The 17,731-nt window shown below is 33.3% G+C and carries 18 protein-coding genes; 17 read left to right on the plus strand and 1 reads right to left on the minus strand.

All coding sequences use genetic code 11. The features are described 5' to 3' along the window. The first annotated feature begins 295 nt into the window (after positions 1–295). From E7Z81_RS10070 to E7Z81_RS10080, 3 genes are read left to right on the plus strand one after another with little or no spacing between them, the layout of a single operon-like run. Entirely contained in the window at positions 296–451 is a 156-nt protein-coding gene (locus tag E7Z81_RS10070; RefSeq protein ID WP_292747263.1) for a hypothetical protein, read from the plus strand. A 41-nt stretch (positions 452–492) separates the two neighbouring features. Continuing rightward, positions 493–945, plus strand: coding sequence for a hypothetical protein (locus E7Z81_RS10075; RefSeq protein WP_292747266.1), 453 nt, complete (start codon positions 493–495; stop codon positions 943–945). Positions 946–953: 8 nt separating this feature from the next. Further along, positions 954–1,595 carry a DUF116 domain-containing protein gene (locus E7Z81_RS10080; protein WP_292747269.1) on the plus strand — a complete coding sequence of 214 codons (642 nt, stop codon included), beginning with the start codon at positions 954–956 and terminating at the stop codon, positions 1,593–1,595. Between the two features lie 19 nt (positions 1,596–1,614). Here the strand turns inward: E7Z81_RS10080 and E7Z81_RS10085 are convergent, their stop codons facing one another. Continuing rightward, positions 1,615–2,625 (minus strand): hypothetical protein, encoded by a 1,011-nt coding sequence (locus E7Z81_RS10085; RefSeq protein WP_292747273.1) that lies wholly within the window; start codon positions 2,623–2,625, stop codon positions 1,615–1,617. A gap of 120 nt (positions 2,626–2,745) precedes the next feature. Between E7Z81_RS10085 and thsA the strand changes: the two genes are divergently transcribed. From thsA to E7Z81_RS10155, 14 genes are all read left to right on the plus strand, one after another. Next, positions 2,746–4,395: a thermosome subunit alpha gene (gene thsA, locus E7Z81_RS10090; protein ID WP_292747276.1), complete on the plus strand. Its 1,650-nt coding sequence runs from the start codon at positions 2,746–2,748 to the stop codon at positions 4,393–4,395. Positions 4,396–4,807: 412 nt separating this feature from the next. Then, positions 4,808–8,815: a pseudomurein-binding repeat-containing protein gene (locus tag E7Z81_RS10095; protein ID WP_292747278.1), complete on the plus strand. Its 4,008-nt coding sequence runs from the start codon at positions 4,808–4,810 to the stop codon at positions 8,813–8,815. A 156-nt stretch (positions 8,816–8,971) separates the two neighbouring features. Then, positions 8,972–9,688, plus strand: coding sequence for a metal-dependent transcriptional regulator (locus E7Z81_RS10100; protein ID WP_292747281.1), 717 nt, complete (start codon positions 8,972–8,974; stop codon positions 9,686–9,688). A gap of 91 nt (positions 9,689–9,779) precedes the next feature. Next, complete coding sequence (gene endA, locus E7Z81_RS10105) at positions 9,780–10,295, plus strand: tRNA-intron lyase (RefSeq protein ID WP_292747284.1); 516 nt, start codon at positions 9,780–9,782, stop codon at positions 10,293–10,295. A 98-nt stretch (positions 10,296–10,393) separates the two neighbouring features. Then, the gene (locus E7Z81_RS10110) at positions 10,394–11,491 is read left to right on the plus strand and encodes a tryptophan--tRNA ligase (protein ID WP_292747287.1); all 1,098 of its coding nucleotides are present in this window, start codon (positions 10,394–10,396) and stop codon (positions 11,489–11,491) included. Next, on the plus strand, positions 11,491–12,105 hold the full coding sequence (locus E7Z81_RS10115; RefSeq protein WP_292747290.1) for a stage II sporulation protein M: 615 nt from the start codon (positions 11,491–11,493) through the stop codon (positions 12,103–12,105). Before E7Z81_RS10110 ends, E7Z81_RS10115 begins: the two co-directional genes overlap by 1 nt. Before the next feature lie 31 nt (positions 12,106–12,136). Next, positions 12,137–13,333: a threonine synthase gene (gene thrC / locus E7Z81_RS10120; protein WP_292747293.1), complete on the plus strand. Its 1,197-nt coding sequence runs from the start codon at positions 12,137–12,139 to the stop codon at positions 13,331–13,333. A 245-nt stretch (positions 13,334–13,578) separates the two neighbouring features. Continuing rightward, entirely contained in the window at positions 13,579–13,779 is a 201-nt protein-coding gene (locus tag E7Z81_RS10125; protein ID WP_292747296.1) for a histone family protein, read from the plus strand. A 463-nt stretch (positions 13,780–14,242) separates the two neighbouring features. Beyond that, positions 14,243–14,611 carry a 50S ribosomal protein L7Ae gene (gene rpl7ae, locus E7Z81_RS10130; RefSeq protein ID WP_292747298.1) on the plus strand — a complete coding sequence of 123 codons (369 nt, stop codon included), beginning with the start codon at positions 14,243–14,245 and terminating at the stop codon, positions 14,609–14,611. A 34-nt stretch (positions 14,612–14,645) separates the two neighbouring features. Further along, on the plus strand, positions 14,646–14,852 hold the full coding sequence (locus E7Z81_RS10135) for a 30S ribosomal protein S28e (RefSeq protein WP_116669816.1): 207 nt from the start codon (positions 14,646–14,648) through the stop codon (positions 14,850–14,852). Between the two features lie 13 nt (positions 14,853–14,865). Further along, positions 14,866–15,027, plus strand: coding sequence for a 50S ribosomal protein L24e (locus tag E7Z81_RS10140; RefSeq protein ID WP_292608826.1), 162 nt, complete (start codon positions 14,866–14,868; stop codon positions 15,025–15,027). After that, on the plus strand, positions 15,024–15,476 hold the full coding sequence (gene ndk, locus E7Z81_RS10145; RefSeq protein ID WP_292747301.1) for a nucleoside-diphosphate kinase: 453 nt from the start codon (positions 15,024–15,026) through the stop codon (positions 15,474–15,476). Before E7Z81_RS10140 ends, ndk begins: the two co-directional genes overlap by 4 nt. Before the next feature lie 38 nt (positions 15,477–15,514). Continuing rightward, entirely contained in the window at positions 15,515–17,305 is a 1,791-nt protein-coding gene (gene infB / locus E7Z81_RS10150; protein ID WP_292747304.1) for a translation initiation factor IF-2, read from the plus strand. 34 nt (positions 17,306–17,339) lie between these two features. Next, the gene (locus tag E7Z81_RS10155) at positions 17,340–17,723 is read left to right on the plus strand and encodes a 30S ribosomal protein S6e (RefSeq protein ID WP_292747305.1); all 384 of its coding nucleotides are present in this window, start codon (positions 17,340–17,342) and stop codon (positions 17,721–17,723) included. Positions 17,724–17,731 lie beyond the last annotated feature (8 nt).

Below are 17,731 nucleotides of genomic sequence, written 5' to 3' on the forward strand. Positions count from 1 at the left end.
TAATTCTACTTTCGTGGGAAAGTACCAGCCCGTGAAGTAAGAATCCTCGACCTCTTACAGGTCGAGGTAGTTCAATTAAATGAGTTTGTTTGTTTGATTTCAATGTTGAAATAAAATTGTATGATACATTCAAATCATAAAATTATTTATATGATTTATAACTACAATATAATTGTTGAAAGATTAATAAACCGTAAAATTATTTGGGATAACTTGGTAATCCTTGTTCATAAAAGCATATATTACCAAATATTATCGCCGGATATAGGTTAAGCTACTAAACAGGTGATTTAAAATGTGTTCTAGTGGAGGGCCAATGGCCGATATTGATTTGAAAAAATTGAAAACAAAAAAATACCATTGCAAAGATTGTGGAAATTCCTTTAAAGGTCTGGGAAGAAAAGTAGTTTGTCCTTCTTGCCAAAGTGACAACGTTGAACTTGCAGAGTAAATAAAATTTACTCTATTTTTTATTTTTTTTTAGTGATTTTTATGAACATTGATTTTGAAAACGATGAAATTCTATTTATTGAAGGTGAAACAGGAATGGTAGGCATCGTTAAAGTGGCCTATGAAAATAAGATGCTCTTTATAGCCACCCAGGACAACGAAGAAATAGTTCAGTTTTTGGAATCAGATGACATTATTGCGGTATCAAATTTCAAGAAAGACAAAAGGGCAATACGTTCACAGGCATACCTCAGCCGTGAAGAATCATCCCCTTTAGTAATTTTAAACAAGGATCATCCATCAACCAAACGTTTGGAAACTGTTATATCAATTGGAGATGAGGTTAATCTGAATTGCAACATTACTCCAGGAACCCATCCTGAACAGAATGTATTGTGTTCATGTGACAGTCTATCTGGACTCGAAATTGTCAAAACACCGACCGGCGTTAGACTGAACCGCCAATTTGATGATTATTCAATAGAAAAATTTTAGGTTGAAAAATGTTATTTGTCGACTCATTTTACATGTTTTTAGGACAGTTAGTTGTTCTTGTAATTGGTATTATACTCATATTATTGATTATAGCACTTATTTTAGGAATTCTTTTTGCACGGAAAAACAAGATAAAATTCCCGAGATTCCTGCTGTATATAGTTGATTTGCTGTATTCTCCTTTAAAGACAATAGCTCACTTTTTAAAATTGGACGAGAATCTCATTGACGATATGGCCATAAAGGTCCGTGATGAGCTCAACAAGGAAAAATTCAGGCGGATTCCTGCTGAAAAAACATTGGTGTTCCTACCTCATTGTCTTAGACATGGGGATTGTCCTGCAACACTTCAAAAGGAAGGTCTTAACTGTACTGAATGCGGATTGTGCTCCATCGGAGTCATCAAAAAGAAATCCGAACCATTAGGCTATAAATTATATATTGTTCCGGGTTCAAGTTTTGTCAAAAAGATAGTTATGGAAAACAAATTCCAGGCTGTACTTGGTGTGGCATGCCATGAAGATTTAAATCAGATGATGATGCTTTTGTCTGATTTTTGCCCGCAGGGCGTCCTTCTTGAAAAAACAGGATGCTTTGAGACAAAAGTTAATGTTAAAAAAGTATTTGAAAAATTGGATTCCAAATACTGATTTGACACTTTTAACTATATTATAAAATATCCTGAATATTTCTTATTTTTTCAAAGGTTTCTTCATCTTTTGTAATGTCAAATTTAAGATTTAGGAAATATAATTCTTGGTTAAATAGCTTATTTTCCTCATATTCTTCAATCAGTTCGTCCAATGTTGTTAAAATGAATGGATTCACTCCAATTTGAATATTTTTATTTTTAAGAATATCGATACTTTCTTCAAGGGTCAAATCGATTTTGGGATTTTTGCTTTTGATGTAGTTGATTTCTGCATATGCCATTGGACTTAATTCAAATGTCATACTGTATCTGAACAGTGCAAATGCGGTATCAAGCTGGTCTTCTTCTACATAATAGTATCCGAGTGTCCTGTAGCATCTTGCAATGTCTTGAGGATAATATGCATATTTGAGTGCATCAGTTGTATGCATGTAATATTTATTGTATGTATAGGTGTGCACCTTGTATATCTCACACAGCTCCAATATAATTCTTGAAGAAACCGGATTTATCTTAATGGCTTTTTTCAGGTATATCTCAGCTTCCTCGTATTTTTTCGATTCAAGAAGTAAAAATCCGTATATATAATATAAGTCAAGAAGAGGCTTATTGTCGGGAATGTATCTTAAAGTCTTTTCAGCTCCAACATATGTGTTGAATAATATTTCTTCTAAAGGGTTTGTGAAAAAGTGATATTCGCTTACTTTATCGTCTTCAAACATTCCCGGAAAACTTTTCATGAAATTGTCCAATTTTTCTAATGCAGTGCTGTACTCTCCGCTTTCGATGTCATAGGAAATGTCATTTAAAATATCCATTATGGGATTTTCCTGATCTGATACTTCAATAAATTCGTTTTTTTCATCTTCGCTGAGGCAATCCCACATCATACGGGAGATTTCCTTAATTATCTCTTTGTTGTAGGGATGGTCAGCGTATTTTTCAATCTGTGAGGATAAATACTGTCTGTTTAAATCCGGGTTTTCACCTAAATTAGACTTGATTTCATTTATTATCTTTTCGTACATTAACACACCTAAAGTTAGATTAATAGGTAATATATTTATATTAGCCAAACTTATATTATATATGTATAAAAATTTACTTTTATATTATTTTATTTAAAAAAAATTTAAGGTGATTATGAAATGGCAAATCAACCAATTTTTATTCTTCCTGAAGGAACAGAAAGATATTCAAAAAGAGATGCTTTAAGAATGAATATCACTGCATCTAAAGTATTAGCTGGTATTGTCAGAACTACTTTAGGTCCTAAAGGTATGGATAAAATGTTAGTTAACTCATTAGGTGATATTACTGTCACTAATGATGGTGCAACTATCATGAGAGAAATGGAAATTAATCAACCTGCAGCTAGAATGCTTGTTGAAACAGCTAAAAAACAAGAGGACATTGTTGGAGACGGAACCACCTCTGTTGTAGTTATTGCAGGTGAATTATTAGCTAAAGCTGAAGAATTATTGGATGACGGTATTGCAACTTCTGTTGTTGTAAAAGGATTTAGAAACGCAACTGCAAAAGCAATTGAGCTTTTAAATGATATTGCTATTGATGCAGATGATGAAGAAACCCTTAAAAAAGTTGCTGTTACAGCTATGAGTGGTAAAGGTTCAGATTATGCAAAAGACCACTTGGCTGATCTTGTTGTCAAAGCTGCTTTAAGAATTGAAGAAGACGGAAAATCCGACATTGACAATATTAATATTCAAAGAATTTCCGGTGATGCAGTAGAAGATTCATTCTTAGCTGAAGGTATTGTTATTGATAACGCTCCTGTTTCCAAAAACATGCCAAAGGAAATTGAAAACGCTAAAATAGCAATCATGAAATATCCAATTGAATTAAAAGATATCAATACTGATACTAAACTTGACATTACAAGTCCTGAACAGTTAGAATTATTCTTACAAAATGAAGAACAAATGATTAAAGACTTAGTGCAAAAAATTATCGATTCCGGCGCTAATGTGTTATTCTGTCAAAAAGGTATTGACGATTTGGCTGAACACTACCTGAAAAAAGCAGGTATCATGGCTTACAAAAGAGTTAAAAAATCTGATATGGAAAGAATTGAAAAAGCTACAGGTGCTAAACTTGTAACTGACATTGAAGATTTATCTCCTGAAAAATTAGGTACTGCTGGTCACGTATATCTTGATAAAGTATTTGATCATGAATTAACATTCATTGAAGAGTGCGAAAATCCAAAAGCATCATCCATTGTACTTAGAGGAAGTACCCGTTATGTAACTGAACAAATTTCCAGAGCATTAGACGATGCTTTAGGTGTTGTTGCAGCTACTATTGAAGAAGGTAAAGTCCTCATCGGTGGAGGAGCTTGTGAAATTGATTTGGTAAAACAATTAAGAGAATATGGTGAATCTGTAAGCGGAAGAGAACAATTAGCTATATTGAAATATGCTGAAGCTTTAGAAGTTATCCCAAGAACCTTGATTGAAAATGCAGGTTTGGACACCATTAACTTAATTGCTGATTTAAAAGCTGCTCACGAAGATTCAAAATTCATGGGTGTCAATGTATTTTCAGGTCAATTAATGGATATGAAAGAAGCTGGTGTTATTGAACCTTTAAGAGTTAAAATCCAAGCTTTACAATCTGCTGGCGAAGCATCTGAAATGATTTTACGTATTGATGATATGATCGCAGCAAGAAATGCATTAGAATCTACCGGACCTGATGAGTCTGGTAATGATGCAAGTGGTATGCCTCCAATGCCAGGTGCTGGCGGAATGGGTGGAATGCCACCAATGATGTAAATTTAATTTTACATCCTCTTTTTTTTATTTTTCATGCTTATTTTTAATTATACTAACTTAAATTCATCGTTTTTTATTCTAAATAAGTTTAAATCAATGTTTTTTGATTAAATAGCTTTAAATTATATGTAATTTTATATGATAAATGTTTAAATAATGGATTTTAGTTTAATATAGTTAAGTTACTTTAAATATTATTTCATATTGTTAAATCCTTTTAGAGGCTTTTTCAACAAAAATTTTACTTATTTCCTTATTTTCATTAAGTTTTAGCCTTATTTTTAAAAAATAAACAAGAATAATGCTATTTTGGAAATAAAAAGGTTTATATAAGATATTTGTAATAAATAATGTTGAAGTGAGATGATAATCTCACAGATGTTTAAAAAAATTGTTATGGAGGTAAATTATTTTGAACAAACAATTATTACTCGCTGTTTTTTTAGTGTTCACTGTTTTATTTTCAGTCAGTGCAATATCTGCTAGCGATGTAAATGTTACAGATTCATATGCTACTAGCTTAGTAGATGACACATCAGATGTATCAGTCCCATTGGAGAAAACTGCTGATTCATCAGAAATTTCTGTATCTAGTGATTCAAATGTTGATAATGATTCATCTAAAGTTTCTCTATCAAGTGAAGAAGTTTTAGGATCTGAAAATTCAAATACTTTATCAACTAACACGAATGAAAATTCTAATGATGGTGTAAATGGGGTTATTGGTCTATCTATATCCGATAATTTGGTATATGGGGCAACCGATAATGTTTCTTCTACTGTAAAAATTGCAGACACTATCAAATCAAGTGATGTTACTAAATATTATAAAGGAAGCACAAAATATACCGCTACATTTACCGACATTAACGGTACTGCATTAGCAAATACAAACGTAAAGATTGTGGTAAATGGCGTATCAAATACTGTTAAAACCAATTCAAAAGGTGTAGCTTCCTTAGCAGTCAATCTTAAACCTGGTACTTACAAGGTTACAGCAACCAATCCGAGTACCAAGTATCAATTAACTACAACTTTTAAAATATTAACTACAATTAAAGCAAGTGATGTTACTAAAGTTTATACTGATGCAAAGAAATTTACTGCAACATTCTTAAAAAGCAATGGTAAAGCTTTAGCTAACAAAAATGTTAAGTTTAAGATTAATGGAAAAACTTATACTGTAAAGACAAATAGCAATGGTGTAGCTAGCCTTTCAATGACTAATCTCAAAAAAGGAACCTATAAAATTATTTCATATAACACTGACGGTTTAACTAAGAAAAATACTGTTAAAGTAGTTTCATCTACTACATCCAAGTTAACCTCAACTGCTTATACATTCCTTAAAAGTGATACTAAAAAAATCAGAGTCAAATTACTCAATGGTTTAGGCTATGCACCAGGTTCTGGAAAAATTATTAAATTTACAATTAATGGAAAAACTTATACTTCAAAAACCAATTCTAATGGGTATGCATATTTGACATTACCTAACCTTGCTAATGGAGTATACACTATAAAATATAAATTCGATGGAAATGCATTTTATAAGGCATCCAGTTCTACAAATAAAGTTACAATCATTCCAAGTAAAACAGCAACTTTCACTGTAAAAAGTGATACTACCTATGGATATGGAGTAAGCAATACATTTAAAGTTGCTTTAACATCCGGAAGTGTGCCTTTAGCAAGTAAAACTGTTACCTTGACATTGGATGGTAAAACTTATACTAAAACCACTGACGCTAACGGAATAGTGTCATTACCTGTCTCATTATCTATTGGTAAATATCCAATTACCTATGCTTTTAAAGGAGACTCCAAAGTTAATGCAAAAACAGGATCTTCTACAATCACTGTTAAAGAAAGAGGAGCAACTACACTAACATGGAGTAGTGGAACTTCATTCTACAGCGGTGCACAGACCTATAAAGTCTTGTTGAAAGATTCAAATAAAAAAGCATTATCAGGTAAAACCGTAAAATTAACTGTCAACGGTAAAACATATACTGCAACCACATCTTCAACAGGTTATGCTACATTCAGCGTAAATGTTGGTGTGGGCAACTATACTGTAACTTATAAATATGAAGCAACTAGTGACAATGACAATGCTCCAAGTAGTTCAAGCACTAAAATCAGTGTTGTGGAATCAGAATTATCCAACGGATACGGATACTGGGTTTTCGGTGCGGACATGAAGAAAGTGGACTTAAGCTCATTAGCTTCAAAAGGAACTACTGACATATTTTTAAACTTTTACGCTATAACTACTCACGGTAAATCAGCTGTTGAATCTTGGATTGCATCTGCAAATAAGTTGGGACTCAGAGTCCATATTTGGATGCAGGCATTTTATGACGGAAGCTGGGTTAATCCGGTTAAAAGTGGATCTCCAAACACTGCTTACTTCAATCAAGTAATTAATGAAGCAAAAACATATGCTGCAATTAATGGTGTTGCCGGAATTCACTTTGATTACTTAAGATATCCTGGTACCGCTTATAAAACTACCGGTGGAACAGCGGCAATCAGTCAATTTGCTAAATTAGCTGCTGAAACACTTCATAAAATCGATTCTAACCTTATTGTTTCATGTGCAGTAATGCCTGAAACAACCAGTAATATCTATTATTACGGTCAGGACATTTCAGCACTCAGTACCTATATGGATGTTGTAATTCCTATGGTCTATAAAGGAAATTACGGAAAAACCACTTCATGGATTACTTCAGTAACCAAATGGTTTGTTGAAAACTCCAAAGGTGCTCAGATTTGGATCGGATTACAAGGTTACAAATCAGATAGTGATGTTACTAAATTATCCACAACTGATATAACCAAGGATGCTCAGGCAGCTATTACCGCAGGAGCAACAGGTTCAGTCATATTCAGATGGGGTGTAACAAACCTTGTTAACTATAATTCATTATCAAGTACATCCACATCTACAACTCCAACAACTGGATCTGTTAAAATTGCAGATATTTTATCTGCTGCAAATACATTAAAAACTTCAATAGCATCAAGCGGCGTTGTACCTGAAAAAGTAACTGTTGCTGGAGTAAGCTATTCAACTCCTCAGTTCTTATATATGATGTCTCAGGCTATTGTTCTGATTGATTCAGGAAAAACAACTGCTGAAGTTTTACCTGTAACCGCATCAGCTCCTTCAAGTTCAAGTGGAGATGCTTCTGGTAAATTGCTCGAAACAGATTATGTTGATGTTGCATCCAGAGTGGCTAGTTATATTTCATCTAATCAGCAAGCTCCAAATTACGCTAGTTCTGATTTAGGTAAAATCAAATATGAAAATTTAGTTGATGCGTTTGCTAGAGTATTGGCATACTATAAGACAAACTCTCAAATGCCAAATTATGTTGTAATTAAAGAGATTTCATCATCCACTAGCTCAACTACAACTACTACTCCTACTAGTTCCTCTGCAACTGCTAAAACCATATCAATCAAGAATATTTTAACCGGTGCTTCTAATTTGAAAACATATATTTCAAATAACAATAAGCTTCCGACTACAGTTACTGCTGGCGGAATCACATTCACCACAGAAGAATTCTTGTATCTGATGAGTCAGGCAATATATCAAATCGGTAATTCAAATTCATCCAATATTGCTTATATCAGTGGTGTTAGTGCAGCTTCTTCTCCTACAGGAGACACTATCAGTTCAGAACAGTTAACCAAGACAAATTATATTACTGTAGCAAATAATGTTGCAAAATTCATTGCAACAAACAAGCAAGCTCCAAATTATGCTTCATCTGCTGTAGGTAAAATTATTTATACTGAATTGGTTGATTCATTCTCACGTGTATTGGCTTATTATAATACCAATGGTGCTTTACCTAATTATGTAGTAATCACTTATGGATCAAGCAGCAGCAGTTCAACTGTTTCAGCTACAGGTAATGGTTTAAATCAGAAAAATACTGTAAGTGATGTTTCCGCTTATCTGAAATCAACTACCAACTGTCAAGTGGGAAATAGTGCAATCAAATCTATTGTTAATTCTCTTACTTCCGGTTTGACCAGTGATTTGGATAAGGCAAAAGCAATTTATAATTATGTAAGGGATCAAGTGTCCTACAGTTTCTATTATAATACAAAATACGGAGCAGCAGGAACATTATCTGCTAAAACAGGTAATTGTGTTGACCAAGCTCATTTAGTAATTGCTATGTTCAGAACTGCAGGTCTTGCAGCCAGATATGTTCATGGAACCTGTTATTTCACTTCAAGTGGAAGTACATACGGTCACGTATGGGCTCAGGTATTAGTCAATGGACAATGGTATGTAGCAGATTGTACAAGTGCTAGAAATTCCTTCGGTAATGTAGTGAACTGGAATACAAATTCATTCACACTTCACGGAATTTACTCAAGCATTTCTTTCTAGTGACTGCGATACAGTTTAAAACTTAAATGTATGATTAATAAGACATTTATTAATCATTCTTTTTTTCTTATTTTTTCAAAATTCTTTAGGCATATCAAAACTTTTTTATACTTTCAACAATAAAATTTAAATCAATTGCATATGCTAGGTGGTTTAATGGCTGATAGTAAAAATATTAGTGAAAATATTGAAGAATACTTGGAAGTTCTCTATCGTAATGGAAGTAATGGGGAACAGGTTTCTACTACTACATTATCTAAAGAGCTTGGAATTGCTCCAGGTAGTGTAACTCAAATGCTTAAAAAATTAGAAGATTTAGGTTATATTACTTATACTCCTTATAAAGGTGCTGTTTTAACAGATGAGGGAATGAAAATAGCTCAAAAAATTACCAGAAAACACAGAATTCTTGAAAAGTTCCTGTTGGATGTTTTAAAAATTAAAGAAGAGAATGTTCATGACCAGGCCTGTGAAATGGAACACACCTTATCTGATGAAGCTGAACGTGCATTATGTACAATGCTGCATCATCCTGACTTATGTCCTGATGACAATATTATTCCTGCATGTAATTTTGATTTTGAAAGCTGTCAGGAATGTTTCTCCCAAAAAGACTTTGATCAGATTATGAACAGGAAATTCAATTTATTGTCTATTTCTGAATTGAATTCTAATGCGGAAGGAACCATATCATTCATTCGTGGAAGTTCAGAACTTTTAGATGAAATCTCAGCCTTGAATATTAAAATTGGTTCACATCTAAGCTATGAATATAATGAAAATCGTGTAGGCAACCATTATTTGGTTGTAATTGATGATGAAGAGTTAAATGTTCCATTGGAAATGGCTAATAATATTTTTATTAGAATTTAACTTTTATTTTCTTTTTTTACAAAAATTTATATAACATTTATTTCAAAATTATTAGCATTAAATATAATTTATTTCTTTTTGCGGTGTTTTAATGCGTGGAATTTTATCTGATGAAATTGTTTCTATAAAAATTGAAGAAGGTAGTAAAAGGCCAATTGCTTTGCATGAAAAAAGCAAATTCGGTAAAATTGAGGCGGACAGTTTAAATCTTTCATTGATTGAAGCATGTTATCTGTTGGAAAAAGAACGCTTAAACATTTATGAAGATGATATAGAATGCAGCATAGGTTATCTCATTGACCTTTTAAAGGAGCAGAACAATTACGCTAAATATATAGTCTATCGTGATTTGAAGGATAGGGGCTATATTATTAAAACAGGCTTTAAATATGGTTCTGAATTCAGATTATATGACCGTGGAAGGTCACCTGGTCAGGGACACTCTGATTTTTTAGTAAAAATTATTTTTGAAAATTACAGCATTGATGCTTTGGATTTTGCAAGTTATGTCAGGGTTTCCCACGGTGTAAATAAAAAACTTCTTCTGGCTATTGTTGATGATGACTTTGATATAACATACTATAATATCGAATGGACAAGACCTTAATTTAAATTAAAGAAATCTATTATATTTTGGTATGATTTTATATTTACTATTATAATTATCAAGAGTGTATTGAATTTAAGAGATGTGTTGGTGAAAATATGGAAAATTTAATCGATCCATGGGCATCATTTAGCCTAGATTATGATAAATTGGTAAATCAGTTTGGTATTGGTAATGTTTCAGACATAATTGACGAGATTGAAAACCCTCCAAGGTTAATGAAAAGAGGTGTGATTTTCGGTCACAGAGAATTCAATGAAATAAATAATCTGATTAAACAGAAAAAAGATTTTGCTGTTGTCACAGGTATGATGCCAAGTGGACAAATGCATATAGGTCATAAAATGGTTGTTGACCAGTTAAAATGGTATCAGGAAAAAGGCGCAATGCTGTCATTGACAATTGCAGATCTTGAATCTTACGCCGCCCGTGGAATGAGCTTTGAAAGGGGTCGTCAAATTGCAGTTGATGAATACCTGACAAACTGGATTGCATTAGGTTTGGACCTTGAAAAGGACAATGTCAATGTTTACCTTCAGTCTCAAAATAAGTTATTGCAGGATTTGGCATTCAAGGCATCCAGCAAAACCAATTTCAGTCAGCTTAAAGCTATTTACGGTTTCACTCCATCAACTAACATTGCCCATATTCAGGCACCTTTGGTTCAGGTTGCAGACATTTTGCTGCCTCAAATTGAAGAGTTCGGAGGTCCCAAAAAGGTAGTTGTACCTGTAGGTATTGACCAGGACCCACATATCAGATTAACAAGGGACATTGCCCAAAAACTTCACGAGGATTTAGGATTTTTAACTCCTGCATCCACCTATCACAGATTCTTGACAGGTCTTACAGGAGACAAGATGAGCAGTTCCAAACCGAACACTGCAATTTATCTTAATGATGAAACTAAGGATGTTGTTAAAAAGGTCAAATCTGCCAAAACAGGTGGAAGGGAATCTTTAAAAGAGCAACAGGAATTGGGTGGTGAAGTAGATAAATGTGTCATTTATGAAATGCTGCTTTATCACTTGATTGATGATGATGAAGAGCTTAAAAAAATCAGAACTGATTGTCTAAACGGAACTTTACGCTGCGGAGACTGTAAAGTCAGAACCGCAGAGCTGATGGAAGAGTTTTTCGATGATCTTCATGAAAAACAGGTTGAAGCTCGCGAAATTGCCAAAACATTGATATAATGCTTGATGAAATTAAATTAGCATTCCGTGAAAATAAGTGGGCTATTATTCTTTCAATAGCCATACTTTTAGTTTCTATAGTTTTGGGATATTTTCTGGAACCCTATTTGCACAGTTATTTGAATCCTGTTGTTGAAGACTTGACTCATAAGGTTCAGACAGGAGTTATTACATTAACGTTCGGTGACATCTTCTTCAACAACCTTAAGATTATCCTTCAGATGTTTGTTTTCGGAATTGCATTTTGCTTTTCAGTTCTAATTTTAGGATTCAACGGATTTTTTGTAGGATATTATGTTGCCAGTTCATCTGACCTTGTTAGAGTTCTGCTTTTAATAATTCCTCATGGAATTTTTGAGTTTTCCTCATGCATTTTGGCATGTGCCAGCGGTCTGATTCTGTTTAACTTCATAATTAAATTCATCCAAGCCCTATGGCATGATGAAAGCAGTTCCGTTAAAGTTAGCCTAAAGAATTCCTTTTCGGCAAGCTCAAAAAAGCTAAGGCAGGCAATTATAATTTTTTGCATTTCCCTGATTCTAATGGCAATCGCAGGATTCATTGAGGTGTATCTCACATTACCGATTGCTGAATATATAATTAAATTTTTATAAGATACATTAAAAAAATAATAAATGTGATTTTATGATAAGATGTGTTTCATGTGGACAAGAATATGATGATGACGAAGTAATCTACACCTGTGAAAAGTGTGGATCTGTACTTGAATTAGTTAATGAAATTGATGTTTCTAAAGATACTTTTGACGGCAGAAGAGATAACTTATGGAAATTTAAAGAATGCATCCCTGTAGATGAGTCAAAAATTGTTTCCCTGGATGAAGGAGGAACTCCATTCTGCAAATGTGACAAGTTAGGCGATGAGCTCGGTGTAAACCTGTATGTCAAAGTTGAAGGTTCCAACCCTACCGGAAGTTTCAAGGACAGGGGAATGACTGTCGGAATGACAAAAGCTATGGAATTAGGTGTAAGCACCGTAGGTTGTGCTTCTACCGGTAATACGTCTGCTTCATTATCAGCTTATGCTGCCCGTGCAGGTTTAAGATGTATTGTATTTTTACCTTCAGGAAAAGTTGCACTGGGTAAACTGGCTCAGGCAATGTTCCACGGTGCAGAAGTAATGTCAATTAATGGAAACTTCGATGAAGCATTAGAAGCAATGACCGCACTTGCTTTAGAAAAACATCTTTACCTCTTGAATTCAATTAACCCATACAGATTGGAAGGACAAAAAACAATAGGTTATGAAATTGTCCGTGATTTAGGCTGGCAATCTCCTGACAGGATCATTTTGCCTGTAGGTAATGCAGGAAACATTTCAGCTATCTGGAAAGGTGTAAAGGAATTCTATGACGCAGGTTTCATAAAAGATTTACCTATGATGACTGGTATTCAGGCTGAAGGGGCATGCCCTGTAACAAATGCATTTAAAAAAGGAGATAAAAGAGTAGTTCCTGTTGAAAATCCGGAAACTATAGCTACTGCAATCCGTATTGGTGCTCCTGTAAGTGATATTAAAGCATTAAATGCAATTTATGATTCAAACGGTTATTCAGAAACAGTAACTGATGAAGAAATACTCGATGCTCAGAAGTTACTTGCAAGAACTGAGGGTATTGGTGTTGAACCTGCTTCTGCAGCTTCCATTGCAGGTCTTAAAAAACTTGTAGATGAAGGTGTGGTGGATAAAGGTGAAACAATAACTTGTGTTGTTACCGGACATTTACTTAAAGATCCTAACACTGCTATAGATGCATGTACTCAACCTACTCAGGTGGATGCTGATATAGACACTTTAAGAAAAATTTTGATGAATAAATAAATTTATCTTATTTTTTTTTTATTTTATATTTTCTTTTTAATTTCAATTATTTCGAACTAAATTGGTAGTTTTTTTATTTAACCTATTGTATGAAAAACATTTTTAGATTTAATACTTGCACTTTTTATGTTAAAATATCTTGCTTTTTAGTGTTGTAGTTTTTTAAAATTAACACTATTAAACCAATATATTTATATATAAGCAAATTTAAATTATTTATTAACAAATTAATGAGGTGAATATAAATGAGTGAATTACCAATTGCTCCTGTAGGAAGAATCTTAAAAAATGCTGGTGCACAAAGAGTAAGTGATGACGCAAAAGTTGCATTAACCGAAGCTATCGAAGACTACGGTAATGACATCGCTGCAAAAGCTGTAGGCTTTGCTCGTCACGCTGGTAGAAAAACTGTAAAAGCTGAAGATGTAAAATTAGCAATCAAATAGATTTGTTAGTCTACATGGATAGTAATTTTATTACTATCTCTTTTACACTTTTTAATTTATTTCTGTTTTTTGTTATTGTTTTATTTCAATTTTGGTCTTTTTTTAAAAACATTTATATACTATGGGAACCAATTTAATAATGTCTAGTTCTCTAGAATTATTTCATTAATTACTAAATTTTTATTTTTAGTTTTGCTAAAAATTATATGAAATTCAGAAGTATTTGTATTGAAAGTCTAATCCCTCTTATTTTTTTCTCGGGATTATATTTAGTGATATATGAATTATTCAAGAATTAGTATTATTAAAAACTATATTAAATTATTCATTTATTGAATAGTTTGAGTAATTTCTATAGTTAAAAAATAATATAACTATATATAATTACATTATATTATGATTCAAAAGAATTATAATATCTGCCGATGGATGGCATAGCCAGATGAAAAAGGAGGTATATTTTATGGCAAACATTTATGTAAAATTTGACACACCTGAAGAATTAGCTAAACAAGCTGAAGAAGCATTAGAAACCGCACAAGCTACTGGTAAAGTAGCAAAAGGTACTAACGAAGTAACCAAATTCATCGAAAGAGGAGACGCAGCATTAGTTGTTATTGCAGAAGACGTAGATCCTGCTGAAATCGTTGCACACATTCCTGTATTAGCTGATGAAAAAGAAATTCCTTACGTATACTTACCTACCAAAGAACAAGTTGGTGGAGCTGCTGGATTAACCGTTGGTACTGCATCTGCATGTATTGTAGACGCTGGTGATGCTGAAGCTGCTGTTGCTGAAATCGTAGAAAAAGTTGCTGAATTAAAAGAATAAATAAATTCTTTTAATGGATTTTTACGGTGATAAAATGGAAGAAGGAACTCCTGCTGAAGTCATTGAAGTTTTAAAAAGAACTGGTATGACTGGTGAGGTAATGCAAATTAAATGCAGAATCCTCGATGGTAGAGATAAAGGAAGAATTTTAACAAGAAACATTATGGGACCTGTAAGAGAAGGCGACATTTTAATGTTACTTGATACAATTAGAGAAGCTAAGGAAATTAAGACTCCATAGAAGGTGTAACAACATGAGAACTTGTTCATTCTGTAGTAAAGAAATTGAAGAAGGTACAGGAAAAATGTACGTTAAAAAAGATGGATCAATATATTTCTTTTGTAGCAGTAAATGTGAAAAAAATATGATTAAACTCGGAAGAGTTCCAAGAAAAGTTAAATGGGTTAAAGAATGATTCAAAAAAGTTTTGTAATGATGAAACCAGACGCTGTTCAAAGACGTCTTATGGGTAAAATATTATCCCGTTTTGAAGAAAAAGGTCTTCAAATCGTTGCTTGTAAATTAATTCAAATTGATGAAGATTTAGCAAAAACTCATTATGGAGAACATGCTGAAAAACCATTTTTCCCAAGTTTAGTAGAATACATCACTTCATCACCATCATTAGCTATGGTAATTGAAGGGGAAGAAGCTATTACTACTATCAGGAAATTAGTTGGTGCAACTAATCCTTTAGAAGCAGATCTTGGAACCATTAGAGGAGACTTTGGTATGGATACCGGTAGAAACATTATTCATGCTTCAGATGCTCCTGAATCTGCAGAAAGAGAAATTGCTCTTTTCTTTAATGAAGATGAAATTTGCGATTACAAAATCGTTGACAATGATTTAATTTACGAATAAATTTAAATTTAGACATTTATTATAACTGAAAAGATACTATGAAAATCAGATCCCCGATTGTATCCGTTTTGGGTCATGTAGACCATGGGAAAACAACTCTGTTAGATTACATTAGAGGCAGCACTATCGCTGATAGGGAAGCCGGAGGTATTACTCAACATATTGGTGCTACTGAAATTCCAAACGATACCATTGAAGAAATCTGTGGAAATTTTATCTCAAGATTAACTATCAAAGATTTAATTCCGGGATTATTCTTTATTGACACTCCTGGTCACGCAGCATTTACCAGTTTAAGAAAACGTGGTGGTGCATTAGCTGATTTAGCAGTATTAATTCTTGATATTAATGACGGATTTAAACCACAAACCTTTGAAGCATTAAATATTCTTAAAATGTATAAAACCCCATTCATTGTTGTGGCAAATAAAATTGACATGATTTTTGGCTGGGAAGTTCATGAAGGTGCTTCATTTAAAGAATCATTTACACAACAGGCTCAAAGTGTTCAGACAGAGTTGGATACCAAAATCTATGAAATCGTAGGTACACTTCACAAAGAAGGTTTCCAATCCGAAAGATTTGATAGAGTCAGCAATTTTGCTTCACAGATTACCATTATTCCTATCAGTGCAAAAACTGGTGAAGGAATTATTGAAGTTTTAGCAATGCTATTAGGTCTTGCTCAGGAATATCTGACCGAACAGCTTGAAATCAATGAAGATTCACCTGCTAAGGGTACAGTTTTAGAAATCAAAGAAGAAGTTGGTTTAGGCCTTACTATTGATAGTATTATTTATGATGGTGTTTTGCGAACTAATGATGAAATAGCTTTGATGACATCTTCAAATGAAGTATTAACAACAAAAATCAGATCTATTTTAAGACCACTCCCTTTAGAGGAAATGAGGGATTCCAAAAAGAAATTCCAAAAATTCGATGAGGTTGTTGCAGCTGCAGGTATCAAAATTGCAGCTCCGAATTTAGATGATGTTGTTTCTGGTTCACCGCTTAGAGTATTAAGTGACAAAGAAGATGTTGAGGAGGAAATATTAAAAGAAATTGAAGATATTACTATCAGCACAGAAGATGAAGGTATTTTAGTTAAGGCTGATACATTAGGTTCCCTTGAAGCTATTGTTAAATTATTAAGGGAATTAAAGATTCCAATTCGTGAAGCAAATATAGGTGATGTAAACCGTAGAGATATAATTAATTCATCCATTGCATTGAATGAAGACGATGCACATGGTGCAATCATTGCGTTTAACGTGGATGTACATCCTAACTCTTTAGAGGATTTAAACAATTCCGATGTTAAACTGTTCCAGGGCGATGTAATCTATCAGATTATTGAAGATTATGAAGCTTGGATTGATGAGATGGAGCAAGCCAAGAAGAAAGCATTTTATGATGCCATTATTAAGCCTGCTAAATTTATGTCTTTACCTAAACTCGTTTTCCGTCAAAGTAAACCTGCAATTATTGGTATCGAATCATTAAGCGGTACAATTAAACAGGGTCAAACTTTAATTAACAAAAACGGCGATTATGTTGGTGTTATAGCAAGTATGGAAGATAAGGGTGAAACATTGCCTGACATTCCAAGAGGTCAAAGGGTGGCCATGGCTATTAAAGATGCGGTCGTTGGAAAACATTTTGATGAAGGGGATGAACTATACATAGACATTCCTGAAAAACATTACAAATTCATCGAACGTGAATTTAAGGATAAATTAACTGAAGATGAATATGAAACTTTATATGAATTTGTTGAAATTAAACGTAAACAAGATCCAGATTGGGGTAAATTTGGTCTTTTCGAATAATAAATGAGGGTTAAAAAAATAAAGGAGGAATACCATGGCATTCAAAGTAGTTGTGTCTGATAAAGCTGAATCTTACCAACTTGAAATCGATGAAACTAAAGCTTTAAACGGTTTAGTTATCGGCGATGAATTTGATGGTGGAATTGTTGGTTTAGATGGTTACACTTTAAAAATTACCGGTGGTAGTGATAAAAACGGTTTTACCATGAAAAAAGATGTTTCTGGTACCAGAAGAATCAAAAGTTTATTAACTGGTGGTATCGGTTACCATCCTAAAGCAGATGGTGTTAAAAGGAGAAAAACCGTAAGAGGAAACACTATTGCTGAAGATATTGTACAAATCAACACTGTAGTTTCTAAAGCTGGAAGCAAACCAATAGCTGATATTCTTGGTGCTGATGAAGAAGAGGAAGAATAGTTTTACTA

The sequence above is a fragment of the Methanobrevibacter sp. genome (assembly GCF_015062935.1).
In the GTDB taxonomy this organism is placed as follows: domain Archaea; phylum Methanobacteriota; class Methanobacteria; order Methanobacteriales; family Methanobacteriaceae; genus Methanocatella.

Coding starts and splice junctions, on each gene's coding strand:
- E7Z81_RS10070 (WP_292747263.1), top strand. CDS start 296: ATGTGTTCTAGTGGAGGGCCAATGGCCGATATTGATTTGAAAAAATTG.
- E7Z81_RS10075 (WP_292747266.1), top strand. CDS start 493: ATGAACATTGATTTTGAAAACGATGAAATTCTATTTATTGAAGGTGAA.
- E7Z81_RS10080 (WP_292747269.1), top strand. CDS start 954: ATGTTATTTGTCGACTCATTTTACATGTTTTTAGGACAGTTAGTTGTT.
- E7Z81_RS10085 (WP_292747273.1), bottom strand. CDS start 2,625: ATGTACGAAAAGATAATAAATGAAATCAAGTCTAATTTAGGTGAAAAC.
- thsA (WP_292747276.1), top strand. CDS start 2,746: ATGGCAAATCAACCAATTTTTATTCTTCCTGAAGGAACAGAAAGATAT.
- E7Z81_RS10100 (WP_292747281.1), top strand. CDS start 8,972: ATGGCTGATAGTAAAAATATTAGTGAAAATATTGAAGAATACTTGGAA.
- endA (WP_292747284.1), top strand. CDS start 9,780: ATGCGTGGAATTTTATCTGATGAAATTGTTTCTATAAAAATTGAAGAA.
- E7Z81_RS10110 (WP_292747287.1), top strand. CDS start 10,394: ATGGAAAATTTAATCGATCCATGGGCATCATTTAGCCTAGATTATGAT.
- E7Z81_RS10115 (WP_292747290.1), top strand. CDS start 11,491: ATGCTTGATGAAATTAAATTAGCATTCCGTGAAAATAAGTGGGCTATT.
- thrC (WP_292747293.1), top strand. CDS start 12,137: ATGATAAGATGTGTTTCATGTGGACAAGAATATGATGATGACGAAGTA.
- E7Z81_RS10125 (WP_292747296.1), top strand. CDS start 13,579: ATGAGTGAATTACCAATTGCTCCTGTAGGAAGAATCTTAAAAAATGCT.
- rpl7ae (WP_292747298.1), top strand. CDS start 14,243: ATGGCAAACATTTATGTAAAATTTGACACACCTGAAGAATTAGCTAAA.
- E7Z81_RS10135 (WP_116669816.1), top strand. CDS start 14,646: ATGGAAGAAGGAACTCCTGCTGAAGTCATTGAAGTTTTAAAAAGAACT.
- E7Z81_RS10140 (WP_292608826.1), top strand. CDS start 14,866: ATGAGAACTTGTTCATTCTGTAGTAAAGAAATTGAAGAAGGTACAGGA.
- ndk (WP_292747301.1), top strand. CDS start 15,024: ATGATTCAAAAAAGTTTTGTAATGATGAAACCAGACGCTGTTCAAAGA.
- infB (WP_292747304.1), top strand. CDS start 15,515: ATGAAAATCAGATCCCCGATTGTATCCGTTTTGGGTCATGTAGACCAT.
- E7Z81_RS10155 (WP_292747305.1), top strand. CDS start 17,340: ATGGCATTCAAAGTAGTTGTGTCTGATAAAGCTGAATCTTACCAACTT.